Origin of the sequence: Rhodococcus zopfii NBRC 100606 = JCM 9919, from assembly GCF_001895025.1 — a bacterium.
Classification (GTDB): domain Bacteria; phylum Actinomycetota; class Actinomycetes; order Mycobacteriales; family Mycobacteriaceae; genus Rhodococcus; species Rhodococcus zopfii.
The window spans coordinates 42,218-55,771 of the sequence record NZ_BCXI01000039.1 but is presented as its reverse complement, the minus strand read 5'-3'; the positions used below and the strand labels follow the sequence as shown (position 1 = coordinate 55,771).

Sequence of the window (13,554 nt, the reverse complement as noted above, 5' to 3'; positions counted from 1 at the left end):
CGGGCCGAGCAGGGCGGTCTGTGCAGGCTGCGGCGGGAGGAGTGGGTATGACCCAGAATCTTGATCGGTCGTCGAACTCCGGCCCCACCCCGACACCGGCGTCGACGTCCGCGTCGCGCCGGGTGCGGGCCCGGCTGGCTCGGCGCATCACCGGTCAGCGCGGCACCACCCTCAAGCCCGTGCTCGAGCCGCTGGTCACCATCCACCGCGAGCTGTATCCGAAGGCGGATCTGTCGCAGCTGCAGCGTGCCTACGACGTCGCCGAGGAACGCCACTCGACGCAGAAACGAAAGTCGGGCGACCCGTACATCACGCATCCGCTCGCGGTCGCGACGATTCTCGCCGAACTCGGGATGGACACCACCACCCTCGTCGCGGCGTTGTTGCACGACACGGTGGAGGACACCGGTTACAGCCTCGAGCAGCTCACCGCCGAGTTCGGGGAAGAGGTCGCGCACCTCGTCGACGGGGTCACCAAGCTCGACAAGGTCGTGCTCGGCAATGCCGCCGAGGCCGAGACGATCCGCAAGATGATCATCGCGATGGCGAGGGATCCGCGGGTACTGGTCATCAAGGTTGCCGACCGGCTGCACAACATGCGCACGATGCGGTTCCTGCCGCCGGAGAAGCAGGCGCGCAAGGCCCGCGAAACCCTCGAGGTGATCGCGCCGCTCGCGCACCGGCTCGGCATGGCGACGGTCAAATGGGAACTCGAGGATCTGTCGTTCGCGATTCTGCATCCGAAGAAGTACGAGGAGATCGTCCGCCTCGTCGCGACCCGCGCGCCGTCCCGTGACACCTACCTGGCGAAGGTGCGCGCCGAGATCAACGCGACGCTGTCGGCGTCGCGGATCGACGCCACCGTCGAGGGCCGGCCCAAGCACTACTGGTCGATCTACCAGAAGATGATCGTCAAGGGCCGCGACTTCGACGACATCCACGACTTGGTCGGTGTGCGCATCCTGTGCAACGAGATCCGGGACTGCTACGCCGCTGTCGGTGTCGTGCACTCGCTGTGGCAGCCGATGGCAGGCCGCTTCAAGGATTACATTGCTCAGCCGCGCTACGGGGTGTACCAGTCGCTGCACACCACGGTCATCGGCCCGGAGGGTAAGCCGCTCGAGGTGCAGATCCGCACCCGCGAGATGCACCGGACCGCCGAGTTCGGGATCGCCGCGCACTGGCGCTACAAGGAAACCAAGGGCAAACACTCGGGCGACGCCAACGAGCTCGACGACATGGCGTGGATGCGTCAGCTGCTGGACTGGCAGCGCGAGGCCGCGGATCCGGGGGAGTTCCTCGAGTCGCTGCGGTACGACCTGGCGGTCCGCGAAATCTTCGTGTTCACCCCGAAGGGCGACGTCATCACGTTGCCGTCGGGATCGACGCCGGTGGACTTCGCGTACGCGGTGCACACCGAGGTCGGGCACCGGTGCATCGGCGCCCGCGTCAACGGCCGGCTCGTCGCGCTCGAACGCAAGCTCGAGAACGGCGAGGTCGTCGAGGTGTTCACGTCGAAGGACCCGAACGCCGGGCCGAGTCGTGACTGGCAGTCGTTCGTCGGATCGCCGCGCGCGAAGGCGAAGATCAGGCAGTGGTTCGCGAAGGAGCGTCGCGAGGAGGCCCTCGAGGCGGGCAAGGACGCCATCGCGAAGGAGGTGCGGCGTGTCGGGCTGCCCCTGCAGCGGTTGATGAACGCCGACCTGATGCTCGCGGCGGCGAAGGAACTGCGCTACACCGACGTGTCCGCGCTGTACACGGCGGTGGGGGAGCACCACGTTTCCGCGCAGCACGCCGTGCAGCGGCTCGTGACGATGCTCGGCGGGGTCGGCGGGGTCGAGGAGGAACTCGCCGAACGCGCGACACCGTCGACGACGCCGACACGGTCGCGGCAGAGCGGCGATTCGGGTGTCGAGGTCCCCGGGGCTCCGGGCACGGTGTCGAAGCTCGCCAAGTGCTGCACGCCGGTCCCAGGCGACGAGATCATGGGGTTCGTGACCCGCACCGGGTCGGTCAGCGTGCACCGCACCGACTGCACCAACGCCGGATCGTTGAAGGAACAGTCGGAGCGGATCATCGAGGTGCGCTGGGCGCCGTCGCCGTCGTCGGTGTTCCTCGTCGCGATCCAGATCGAGGCGCTGGACCGGCACCGGCTGCTGTCGGACGTCACCAAGGCGCTCGCCGACGAGCGTGTGAACATCCTGTCGGCGTCGGTGACCACGTCCGGAGATCGGGTCGCGGTCAGCCGGTTCACGTTCGAGATGGGCGATCCGAAGCATCTCGGGCACGTCCTGAACGTGGTCCGCAACGTGGAGGGCGTCTACGACGTGTACCGCGTGACGTCGGCGGCCTGACCCGAAACGGTTACTCGGTCACCGGATGCCGGTGATCACCACCGGGGTCGTGGGGGTGCCGCCGCCGAGCGGGCTGCTGCCGTCGTCACCGGCGGCCGCCGCTGCGTCGAGGAGCGGCAGACCCGCCTCGCCGACCGTACCCAGCACGGTGTACTGCGGGTACAGCACCGAATCTCCGATGACCAGGAAGAATTGGCTGCCGTTGGTGTCGGCGCGGCCGGTGTTGGCCATCGCGATCGTGCCGCGAGGATAGAGCGCGGGCGGCGGTGTGTATCCGCCGGAGCCGTGTGACACGGTCACCGGCCACTCGTCGGCGAAGGTGTAGCCGGGACCGCCGGTTCCGGTGCCCGACGGATCCCCGCATTGATACAGGCGCGCCCCTACGTGGGTGGACAGGCGGTGGCAGGCCACGCCGTTGTAGAACCCCTGGCGGGCCAGCGATTCCAGGCTGTGCACTGCACAGGGCGCGCTCGCGCGGTCGAGCACGAGCGGTACGGCACCGATGGTGGTGTCGAGTGTGATCTCGGTTGTTCCGCTCGTGGGCGCCGACGTCGTGGCCGGGGCCGTCGCGGGACGTGCCGATCGGCCGCCGGGGACGTACGCACACGTCACGTTCGTCGCGTCCGGCACCGGGCGTGGGGGCAGCGGCGCAGCGACGGGCATGGCGAGACCCGGCGCGGCGGCGGATGCTGCCGGGGGTGGGGTGTCGGCGGTGGTCGCGGTACCGGTGCTGCACCCGGTCCCGACGACCGCGACCACCGCGACGACACCGAGCGTGCAGGCGCGAGACCAGCGCACGACCCCCTGCGTCGTCGCTGTAACGGCTGTCACAGATCCGGACCGTAGTCGATTCGAGCATTCACGGACAGGCCCCGCCGCCGCTACGCGCCCGTTTCACCCTCAGATCACCCTGTTGATCATCACCGGGGTGACGGGACGGCCACGGCCGGCTGCGTCCGCGCCGCCGTCGTATCCTGTGGCTGCGGCGGCATCGAGCAGTGGGAGCCCGGGTTCGCCGATCGTTCCGAAAATCGTGTACTGGGCGGGCAGGATGGTATCGCCGAACACGAGCATGAATCGGCTGCCGTTGCTGTCGACACCCCCGTCCGACGCCATCGCCAGTGTGCCGCGGGGATGCAGCATGGGCGCGAGAAACCCGTTCGCGTTCGGGGCCACCGTGACCGGGTACTCGTCGGCGAACAGATAGCCGGGCCCGCCGGTCCCGGTTCCCGTGGGATCTCCGCACGTGTAGAGCTGGGATCCCGGATCGTTGGCCAGCTGGTCGCACACGCTGCGGTCGAAGTAGCCCTGGCGTGCCAGGTTGACGAAGCTGTTGACCGCGCACGGCGCCTTCGCGCGGTCGAGCACGAGCGGAATCGGGCCGATGGTCGTGTCGAGGGTCATCGTCACGGTCCCCACCGTCGATACCGTCGCCGTCTGGGAGAACCGAGCCCGCGGCGTCGCAGGACCCCCCTCGGTGTACCGGCACTCCACGGTCTCACCGGGGGGTGCGGGGGGCGGGGGCAGCGTCGGATAGATCGACGGGTCGAACGCATTCGACGGGTCGAACGCATTCCACGTTGTGGTTGCCGGCGGTGTGGCGACCGCGCCGCTGTCGGCCGCGCATCCCGTCATGAGAACGGCAGCGAGAATCACGACGCCCCGGAGTGCGAGGCCGCCGGCTGTCCGATCGTGGGCGGGCACCGTCGAGGTAAGTGGGGTCACAAAAACGGCACGTTATCCGATCCGATACGGATAAGACAGTAAGGCGCGAACTGTACCCGCGACGGGTCCCGGAGGTTCGGTGAGCGGCCACGGGTACAGCGGGCGGGCCGGTGGTCGAGTGAGTCGGCCGGCCGGGTCGGATGACGGACGGTGGCTTCCGGGTGGGAAGGCACCGTCCGTCCGTCGGTCAGGACGTGACCGTCACCGATTCGATCTGCACGGGCAGGTTGGGGGCACCGCCGCCGACGCTGCCCATCGAGCCGTCGTCACCCGCCGCCGCGACCTTTTCGATCGTCGCGAGGCCGGCCTCGTCGATCGTCCCGAAGATCGTGTACGCCGGCGGAAGCTGAGAGTCCGCGTAGACGAGGAAGAACTGGCTGCCGTTACTGCCGGGCTGTCCGGTGTTCGCCATCGCGACCGTGCCCCGCGGGTACACCACGGCCTGGGAGAGGGTGGGATCGGTCGGCGCGTAGGCGGTCTCCGGGTACTCGGTGTCGAATCCGTAGCCCGGCCCGCCTCGCCCGGTACCGGACGGATCGCCGCACTGCAGCACCTGCAGGCCCGGCGAGGTCACGAGCCGGTGGCACGGCGTGTCGTCGAAGTAGCCCTGGCCGGCGAGCGAGACGAAGCTGTTGACGGTGCATGGCGCGGCGGCCGGATCCAGCGTGAGGCCGATCGGACCCGCACTGGTGGACATCGTCACCGCCGGCGAGCCTGCGGTGGTCACCCCGCTCTCCTGCGGCGGCGCCACGTCCTTCGCCGCGCCGCCGTCGGGCGTGTAGCTGCAGTCGACGGGTGCGCCCGCGGCGGGACGTTCGGGCAGCTCACCCGTGTACGCCGGCGCGCTCTGCGTCGCGGTGGCCGTCCGGGTCGTGGTGGTCGTCGAGGTGCCGGTGCCGTCGTCGGAACAGCCGGCCACCAGCAGCGCCGCTCCGGCGGCGACGGCGAGGCGGATCGGGGTGCGGGTCATCAGTCCATCCTCACACTGGTCAGGGACGTGGCGGCGGCGGGCTTGCCGTCGGCGCCGCCACCGGCGACACCCTCCGCGGCGATCTTGTCGAGCGTGGCCAGGCCGGTCTCGTCGATCGTGCCGAACACCGTGTACTGCGGCGGCAGCACCGAATCGCCGTAGACCAGGAAGAACTGGCTGCCGTTGGTGCCCGGGCCGGCGTTGGCCATCGCCAGGGTGCCGCGCGGGTAGGTCATCGGCTCCTGCGACGCCGGGTCGTCGGCGGCGAACTGATCCGTGGGGAACTCGTTGGCGAACTGGTAGCCCGGTCCGCCGCTGCCGGTGCCCGTGGGATCACCACACTGCAGCACCTCGAGGGTGGGCGACGTCGTCAACCGGTGGCAGTCGGTGTTGTCGAAGTATCCCTGCGCCGCGAGGGACAGGAAGCTGTTGACCGTGCACGGAGACTCCGAATTGTGCAGGATCATCCCGATGTTCCCCTGCGTCGTCTCGACGCTGACGCTGATGTCGGTGTTGGCTTCCCCGCTGGTGAGGATGCCCTCGGTGCGCGGTGGCTCCACCGGACGCGACGGCTCGCGCCCGTCGGCCGGGTATGCGCAGTTCACCGACTCGGCCAGCGGTTCGGCGCGACCGGCGGGCAACGCCGCGTATTCGCTGCTCTGTTCGGTCTCGCCCTCGGCGGTCGTGGCGCTCTCGTCGTCGCCGCTGTTGACCGCCCACAGCGCGACACCCACGCCGATCGCGACGATCACCCCGAGGGCCGTCAGGCCGATGTTCCGTTGGCGGCGCTTGCGCTCACGCTCCGCACGGCGTGCGAGCTGCCGTTCGAGTTTGCGTTTCGCGGCCTGGCGCCGCTGTGCGTTGCTCGGCACTGCTGTAGTCCTCCCGTAACCGATCAGTCGTGGTTGAGCTGTGAAGTCAGGCCGGATCGAGTCTGCCACCCGAACCTGGGAGCGGACGGACCGGGCGTTGCACCTACGCTGTAGGAGCCCCCAGAACTGTCCTCACCGTAGGAGCGATGCTCGTGCTCGTAACCGGATTCCCCGCCGGGATGTTCCAGACCAACTGCTACATCCTCGCGCAGGACAACTCGAAGGAGTGCGTCGTCGTCGATCCCGGTCAGGACGCCGCCGAACCGCTGAACGAGTTCCTCACCGGATCCGACCTGACGCCGCGCGCGGTGCTGCTCACCCACGGACATCTCGACCACGTCTGGTCGGCGCAGGCAGTCGCGGACCGTTACGACATCCCCACCTACATCCATCCCGGGGACCGGCACATGCTCGCCGACCCGGGCGTCGGACTCGGTTCGAGCCTGGCGCCGTTCTTGGAGGGTGCTACCTTCACCGAGCCGCACGAGGTGATCGAGTTCGCCGACGGCGACGAGATCGAGTACGCCGGGATCCGTTTCATCGTCGACCACACCCCCGGCCACACGCAGGGATCGGTGGTGCTGCGTACCGTCGCCTCCACCCCCGACGGCAGCGAGGTTCCGGTCGCCTTGACCGGCGACACGCTGTTCGAAGGCTCCATCGGCCGCAGCGACCTTCCGGGCGGCAACCACGAGCAGTTGCTCGAGTCGCTCGCCGCGAAACTGCTGGTGCTCGATGACACCACGAACATCCTTCCGGGACACGGCCGGTCCACCACGATCGGGCGGGAGCGGGCGTCGAATCCGTTCCTGACCGGTCTGGCCGGATCCCGCTGATCCCGGCACACGCACATCGTTCCGACGAGAGAAAGCAGCGACAGGTGAGCAAGGTCTCCACGTTCTCGGCCCCGAAGGGTGTCCCGGACTACGTTCCGCCGCAGTCTGCGGAGTTCGTGGCCGTGCGCGACGGTTTGACGCGAGCCGCGCGTCTGGCCGGGTACGGGCACATCGAGCTGCCGATCTTCGAGGACACCGGGTTGTTCGCGCGCGGCGTCGGCGAATCCACCGACGTCGTCACCAAGGAGATGTACACGTTCGCCGACCGCGGTGAGCGGTCCGTCACGCTGCGCCCGGAAGGCACCGCCGGGGTCATGCGCGCGGTCATCGAGCACGGCCTCGACCGCGGCCAGCTGCCCGTCAAGCTCAGCTACGCGGGTCCGTTCTTCCGGTACGAGCGGCCCCAGGCCGGCCGGTACCGGCAGCTGCAGCAGGTCGGTGTGGAGGCCATCGGCATCGACGATCCGGCGCTCGACGCCGAGGTCATCGCGATCGCCGACGCCGGGTTCCGGGGCCTGGGACTCGACGGATTCCGCCTCGAGATCACCTCGCTCGGCGACGACACCTGCCGCCCGCAGTACCGGGAATTGCTGCAACAGTTCCTGTTCGGGCTGCCGCTCGACGACGAGACCCGCCGCCGGGCCGAGATCAACCCGCTGCGGGTGCTCGACGACAAGCGTCGCGAGGTGCGGGAGATGACCGCCGACGCGCCACTCATGCTCGACCACCTGTCCGACAGCGCCAAGGCCCACTTCGACGAGGTGCTCGGCCACTTGGACGCACTCGGGGTGCCCTACGTCATCAACCCGCGCATGGTGCGCGGCCTCGACTACTACACGAAGACGACCTTCGAGTTCGTGCACGACGGCCTCGGTGCCCAGTCCGGCATCGGCGGCGGCGGCCGCTACGACGGGCTGATGGAGCAACTCGGCGGACAGCCGCTGTCCGGCATCGGTTTCGGTCTCGGCGTGGACCGCACGATCCTCGCGCTCGCCGCCGAAGGCAAGAGCGCCGCCACCCCCGCCCGTTGCGAGGTGTACGGGGTGCCGATGGGTGACGCCGCCAAGTCCGCGCTGGTTCCCCTCGCCCACAAACTGCGCGGCGCGGGCCTTCGCGTCGACCTGGCCTACGGGGGACGTGGCCTCAAGGGAGCGATGAAGGCCGCCGACAAGTCCGGTGCCGTCGTCGCACTGGTCCTCGGCGACCGTGAACTCGAGTCCGGCGAGATCGTCGTCAAGGATCTGCGCAACGGCGAGCAGCAGACCGTGCCGCTCGCCGACGCGGTCGAGCGCGTGGGTGAGGTCGTTGCCCGGGACTGACGGGCCCGCGTCCGAATCCGTGTCGCTGGACCTGCTGCCGTCGCACCTCCTGCTGCCGCGTGCCCGCCGGGTCGCGCTCGCATCGGTACTGCTCGGCGTCGTGCTCGGCCTCGTGACGTGGCTGTTCGTGCCGGCGTCGGTCGCGATCGCGCTCGGCGTCATCGTCGGGCTACCACCCGCCGTCGGCGCGTTCGTCGTGACACGCCGGCACCTACGCCTCGACGGTACGGTGCTGACCGCCTCGGGATCGGTGCGTTCGCGCAGCGTGGAACTGCGGCACCTGGCCGGTGTCGAGTTGCTCGTGCGGGTCGCGCGCGTGAGCCAGGTGATTCTGCGGATCAACGACGGGGATCACCGCCTCGTGTCGGTGCCCCTCGCGTTGTACGCCGACGGCGGGGGACGCGAGCTCGACGTGCTCGCGCTGCGCCGGCTCGCCGACGCGATGGACGCCGCCGAACTGGCACCGGCCGCGGCGCTGTCGTCGGTCCTCGTCGAACAGCTGCGTGCCGAGGCGCGGGGTGCGGCGCTCGAGGAGCGTCCGCTGTACCGGGCGATCGAGCTGGCCCGGAAGGCGGGCCGGGTGCCGCAGACCACTCTCACCGATCACGAGGTGGCCTCGCTCGTCGAGTGAGTGGGACCGGTCGCGTCATCCCTGCCGGGCCAGCGCGACGAAGGTGCGCATCCCGTGCACCAGGGCGCGTTCGTCGAGGGTGAACTCGGGGCGGTGCAGATCGCAGCGTCGCCCGACCCCGTCCCAGACGCCGAGCCGCGCCATCGCGCCCGGGATCTTTTCGAGATACCACGCGAAATCCTCCCCGCCGCTGGACTGCTGGGCCTCGGCGAGATTATCCAGACCGACCACCGTTTCGATCGCGGTGAGCAGGTCGGCGGCGCAGTCCGGGTCGTTGACCACCGGCGGAACGCCCTGTACGTACTCCAGTTCGTGCTCGACCTCGTAGGGCGCGAGCAGTTCGCCGATGGTGCGTCGCACGAGGGGTTCGAGGCTCGCCCAGGTCGCGTGGGACGCGCTGCGCAGCGTCCCGACCAGTTCCCCGGACTTCGGGATCGCGTTGCCCACCTGGCCCGCCGAGATCCGCCCCCACGTCAGGACGGTGGCGCTGCGTGCGTCGATGCGCCGGTCGAGGACCGATGCCAGGCCGGTGACGAGCACCGCCGCGGCGTGGATCAGGTCCCCGGTCAGATAGGGCCGCGCCGAATGCCCACCGGCGGACGACAGCCGCACCGTGACGGCGTCGCTCGACGACGTGATCGGCCCGGCCCGGGTCGCCAGCATCCCGACCTCGAACTGCGGGGCGCAGTGCAACGCGAAGATCTTCGACACGCCGTCGAGCGTCCCGGCCGCGACGACGTCCAGCGCGCCGCCCGGCGTCGCCTCCTCGGCCGGCTGGAAGATCAGCCGGACCCGGTGCGGCGGGGGATCGTCGGCGAGCTCGGCGGCGGCTCCCATGAGCATCGCGGTGTGCGCGTCGTGTCCGCAGGCGTGACACACCCCGTCCACCGTCGACGCGAACGGCAGCCCGGTGGCCTCGGTCAGCGGCAGCGCATCCAGGTCGGCCCGCAGTGCAATGCAGTGGGGGCTCGCCGGACCCACGTCGCACCACAGCCCGGTACCGCGCGGCAGTGTCACCGGGTGCAGATCGAGCGCGCGCAGATGGTCACGGACCACCGCGGTCGTGCGGTGCTCGGCGAATGCCAACTCGGGGTGCGCGTGCAGATCGCGCCGCCACGCGACGAGCTGTTCGAACGAGACGCTCATCGCACGGCCTCCTCGACGCGGCTCAGACCCAGGTGCGTGGTGAGCCAGGCGACCATCGCCGAGGCCAGCGCGCGGCGGTTCTCCCGTTTCACGATCTCGTGGCCCTCGTCGTCGAACAGCAGGAACTCCGCGATCCCACCGCGGGCGTGAACGGCCGCGACGATCTGCTCGGATTCGCCGACCGGCACGTTCGTATCGTGTGCGCCGTGCACCACGAGCAGCGGCGCGGTCAGGTCGGCGATCCGGTGGATCGGGGACAGTTCCTGCAGCAGTTCCCGGTCGTGGACCGGATGCCCGTACTTCGGGTAGGCGGCCGCGGCGATCCACGGTTCGGTATTGGCGTAGAAGCTCTCCAGGTCGCTCATCCCGCAGACCGCGATGCCCGCGGCGAACAGCGGCGCATGGAACGTCAACGACGCCAACGTGAGATAGCCGCCGTAGGAGCGGCCGGCGCACGCGATCCGAGCCGGGTCGGCGATGCCCCGATCGACGAGGAACTGCACACAGTCCGCGACGTCGTCGATACCGGCGAAGCGCCCGTACCGGTCGTCCGCGTGCATGAAGGTGCGCCCGAATCCGCCGGAGCCCCGGACGTTCGGGGCGAACACGGTGATACCGGCGTCGACCAGGGCGGGGAAGTAGTCGCTGTACCCGGGTCGTTCCTGGGCCTCGGGGCCGCCGTGGAAGTACAGCATCACCGGTCCCGGTTCGCCTCGCCCGGAGCGATAATGCCAGCCGGACAGCGGCATTCCGTCCCGCGCCTCGAATTCGAGCAGCGCCGGTTCGTCCGCGGGGTCGACCCGGGTCCGGGCGTGTTCGACCGGCACCCAGTCCCCGGAACGGGGATTGACCAGTTCGACCGACGGCGGCATGCCCGGGCCCTCCACCGTGACCGCGAGCAGCGCACCCGTCGCGCTGAGCGACAACTCCGAAGCGACGAGGCCCGGTAGCAGGATCGGCGGTTCGAGTGCGCCGTCCCTCAGGTCGAGCATCTGTAACTCGCTCATTCCCTTGATGTTCCACAGCAGGGCCACCGACGTGTGGTCCTCGCTGACGGCGAACTCGTCGAGGTCCGCGTCGGGCCGCTCGGCGAGTACCCGGAACGAGACGCCCTCGTCGGACACCGCAACGCCCAGCAGTCGCGCGAACTCGCCGCCGTGATCGCTGCGCACCACCGCCCGCACGTACCGTCCCGGTTCGCCGTCGCTCGACGCCCACGGCGAGCCGTGCCTGTCCAGGCCGCCGAGCAGTCGGTGATCGTCGAGAATGACCCCGGCATCGGTGGTCGATCCGAAATCGCTGGGCAGCAACGGTATCCGGATTCCATCTGCGCGCAACAGCAGCAGCTCCCGGTGTCCGCGCGGACCGACGCGCAGCAACGCCGAACCGTCCCACGAATCCACCAGACGGCCCCCGACCCGGCGATCGAGCACGACAGGCTCCAGCGACCGCGGGTCGATCAGCCGGGATTCGGCAACACCCTCCTCGTCGGTCGCGGTGACCGCAATGAGCGGACCGTCCCAGCACACCAGCTCCGTCGAGGAGTCCGATTCCGTGTCGAGTCGCCGTGCGCTGCGGTCGTCCGGATCGGTCCGCACCACCCACACCTGGGTTCGGGTGCCGGCGTCCGGGGCGACCTCGCACGCGAGCCACCGGCCGTCCTCGGAGTGCAGGATCCGTGTGACCGGACCGGCGACGGGCAGGTCCACGCGGCGGGACGGGCCGGCCGACCGACCCGTCAGGAAGCGCTGCACGGCCCACGGGTAGCCACCGTCGTCGACGAGATGCGCGAACCCCGTCGCATCGGGCGACGTCGACGCCCCCGACGTGAAACGCACGTGTGCCGAACCCTCCGGCGCCGCAGTCATCGCGGATCACCCCTCCCGATCCCGCGCCGGCCACGCGGTCGTCGTTGCGGTCTGCTCGTCCATCGCCTGCAACCACAACTCGAGCAGCGCGACCTGCCAGAGCGCGTTCGCGCCGAGTGTGGTGCGAGTGTCGTTCGGTGCGTCGAGCAGTGCGTCGAGTGCGTCCGGCCGGAACAGGCCCCGGTCACGGGCGGAACGGCTGTGCAGGGCGTCGCGCACCAGGGTCAGCAGCTCCCCGTCGAGATTCCGGATTCCCGGGACCGGGAAGTAACCCTTCGTGCGGTCGACGATCCGCGCCGGCAGCAGTCCCCGGCTCGCGTCCTTGAGAACACCTTTGCCGCCGGACGTGAGCTTGAGTTCGGGCGGGCAGGTCGCGGCGAGCTCGACGAATTCGTGGTCGAGGAACGGGACCCGCGCCTCGAGGCCCCATGCCATCGTCATCGTGTCGACCCGCTTGACCGGATCCTCGACCAGCATGACCGTCGTGTCGAGGCGCAGTGCCGCGTCGACCGAGGTGTGGGCGCCGGGTTCGGCGTGCCGGGCGGTCAGGAATTCGCTGCTCGCGTCGTGGTCGAGGCGGTATCCGGGACACAACAGCCCGGCGATGTCGTCGTGGGAACGGTCGACGAAGACGCGGGCATACGCCTCGGCGGACCGGTCGCGGGAAACCCCGAGCATCGGGGGATACCAGTCGTATCCGGCGAGGATCTCGTCGGCGCCCTGACCGGACTGGACCACCTTCACCGATCGGCGCACCTCCTCCGACAGCAGGAAGAACGCGACACAGTCGTGGCTGACCATCGGCTCGCTCATCGCCGCGATCGTCGCGGGGACTGCCGGCAGCAGACGCGATGAATCGATGTGGATCTTGTGGTGCGCGGTGCCGAAGGTGGCGGCGACGAGATCCGAATATTCGTATTCGTCCCCGGATTCTCCTGCTGCCGCGTCGAATCCGATGCTGAAGGTCGCGAGATCGCGCTGGCCCTGTTCTGCGAGCAGCGCGACCACCAGGCTCGAGTCGATGCCACCGGACAGCAGTACCCCGACGGGCACGTCGGCGACCATCCGGCGCGACACCGCCGTGCGCAGGGCGCCGAGCAGGGCGTGCTGCCAATCGAGTTCGGTCCACGATGCCCGGTCCGGGTCCGGACCGAACACCGGCTGCCAGTACCCGGTGTCGCTGCTGCGGCCGTCGGGCCGGATCACGCGCACGGTCGCTGCCGGCAGTTTCCGCACGCCACGGAAGATGGTACGGGGGGCGGGAACCACCGAATGGAAGCTCAGGTAGTGGTGCAGTGCCACCCGATCGAGGTCGGTGTCGATGCCTCCGCCGCGCAGCAACGCCGGAAGTGTCGACGCGAACCGCAGCCGGCCGGGCGTCTCGGCCAGATACAGCGGTTTGATCCCGAGCCGGTCGCGCGCAAGGGTCACCACACCGGAGTCGGTGTCGACGATCGCGAACGCGAACATTCCGGCGAAGTGGCGCACACAGTCCGCGCCCCATCGGTGGAATGCCTTGAGGACCACCTCGCTGTCCGCCGTCGAGAAGAACCGGTAGCCGGCCGCCTCCAGCTGCGCTCGCAGCTGCCGGTAGTTGTAGATGCACCCGTTGAACACGAGCGCCAGCCCGAGGTCGCTGTCGATCATCGGCTGGCGGCCGCGCGCCGACAGATCGATGATGCTCAGCCGACGGTGCCCCAGTGCGATCGACTCCTGCGCGTACATTCCCCCGGAATCGGGGCCGCGGGGTGTCATCGCCGCGGTCATCCGGGACACGGCACCGGTGTCGGCCGCAGTGCCGTCGAACCGGATCTCGCCGCACACGCCGCACAC

General features: G+C 69.7%; 11 protein-coding genes. 4 read left to right on the top strand and 7 right to left on the bottom strand.

Annotation, left to right across the window (positions count from 1 at the left end; genetic code table 11):
* Positions 1–47 precede the first annotated feature (47 nt).
* Positions 48–2,354, top strand: a complete 2,307-nt coding sequence (locus RZ1_RS22425; RefSeq protein ID WP_072814727.1) for a RelA/SpoT family protein — start codon at positions 48–50, stop codon at positions 2,352–2,354.
* A gap of 18 nt (positions 2,355–2,372) precedes the next feature.
* On the opposite strand, the gene RZ1_RS22420 is transcribed toward RZ1_RS22425, so the two are convergent.
* From RZ1_RS22420 to RZ1_RS22405, 4 genes are all read right to left on the bottom strand, one after another.
* Positions 2,373–3,185 (bottom strand): peptidylprolyl isomerase, encoded by an 813-nt coding sequence (locus RZ1_RS22420; RefSeq protein WP_244899376.1) that lies wholly within the window; start codon positions 3,183–3,185, stop codon positions 2,373–2,375.
* 69 nt (positions 3,186–3,254) lie between these two features.
* Complete coding sequence (locus tag RZ1_RS22415; protein ID WP_238072108.1) at positions 3,255–3,773, bottom strand: peptidylprolyl isomerase; 519 nt, start codon at positions 3,771–3,773, stop codon at positions 3,255–3,257.
* Between the two features lie 493 nt (positions 3,774–4,266).
* On the bottom strand, positions 4,267–5,049 hold the full coding sequence (locus tag RZ1_RS22410; RefSeq protein ID WP_072814725.1) for a peptidylprolyl isomerase: 783 nt from the start codon (positions 5,047–5,049) through the stop codon (positions 4,267–4,269).
* Entirely contained in the window at positions 5,049–5,921 is an 873-nt protein-coding gene (locus RZ1_RS22405; protein ID WP_072814724.1) for a peptidylprolyl isomerase, read from the bottom strand. The genes RZ1_RS22410 and RZ1_RS22405 overlap by 1 nt, the downstream gene beginning before the upstream one ends.
* A 152-nt stretch (positions 5,922–6,073) precedes the next feature.
* Between RZ1_RS22405 and RZ1_RS22400 the strand changes: the two genes are divergently transcribed.
* The 3 genes from RZ1_RS22400 to RZ1_RS22390 are packed head-to-tail and all read left to right on the top strand — an operon-like array spanning position 6,074 to position 8,707.
* Entirely contained in the window at positions 6,074–6,757 is a 684-nt protein-coding gene (locus tag RZ1_RS22400; protein ID WP_218020481.1) for an MBL fold metallo-hydrolase, read from the top strand.
* Between the two features lie 44 nt (positions 6,758–6,801).
* The gene (gene hisS / locus RZ1_RS22395) at positions 6,802–8,076 is read left to right on the top strand and encodes a histidine--tRNA ligase (RefSeq protein WP_072814722.1); all 1,275 of its coding nucleotides are present in this window, start codon (positions 6,802–6,804) and stop codon (positions 8,074–8,076) included.
* Entirely contained in the window at positions 8,063–8,707 is a 645-nt protein-coding gene (locus tag RZ1_RS22390; protein ID WP_072814721.1) for a hypothetical protein, read from the top strand. The genes hisS and RZ1_RS22390 overlap by 14 nt, the downstream gene beginning before the upstream one ends.
* 15 nt (positions 8,708–8,722) lie before the next feature.
* On the opposite strand, the gene RZ1_RS22385 is transcribed toward RZ1_RS22390, so the two are convergent.
* The 3 genes from RZ1_RS22385 to RZ1_RS22375 are packed head-to-tail and all read right to left on the bottom strand — an operon-like array spanning position 8,723 to position 13,554.
* Complete coding sequence (locus tag RZ1_RS22385; protein WP_072814720.1) at positions 8,723–9,853, bottom strand: amidohydrolase; 1,131 nt, start codon at positions 9,851–9,853, stop codon at positions 8,723–8,725.
* Positions 9,850–11,721 (bottom strand): alpha/beta hydrolase family protein, encoded by a 1,872-nt coding sequence (locus RZ1_RS22380; protein WP_072814719.1) that lies wholly within the window; start codon positions 11,719–11,721, stop codon positions 9,850–9,852. The genes RZ1_RS22385 and RZ1_RS22380 overlap by 4 nt, the downstream gene beginning before the upstream one ends.
* A gap of 6 nt (positions 11,722–11,727) precedes the next feature.
* Complete coding sequence (locus tag RZ1_RS22375) at positions 11,728–13,554, bottom strand: N-acetylglutaminylglutamine amidotransferase (protein ID WP_072814718.1); 1,827 nt, start codon at positions 13,552–13,554, stop codon at positions 11,728–11,730.

Excerpts from the sequence above, each read along its gene's own strand:
- RZ1_RS22425 (WP_072814727.1), top strand. The coding sequence starts at position 48 with ATGACCCAGAATCTTGATCGGTCGTCGAACTCCGGCCCCACCCCGACA.
- RZ1_RS22380 (WP_072814719.1), bottom strand. The coding sequence starts at position 11,721 with ATGACTGCGGCGCCGGAGGGTTCGGCACACGTGCGTTTCACGTCGGGG.
- RZ1_RS22385 (WP_072814720.1), bottom strand. The coding sequence starts at position 9,853 with ATGAGCGTCTCGTTCGAACAGCTCGTCGCGTGGCGGCGCGATCTGCAC.
- RZ1_RS22410 (WP_072814725.1), bottom strand. The coding sequence starts at position 5,049 with ATGACCCGCACCCCGATCCGCCTCGCCGTCGCCGCCGGAGCGGCGCTG.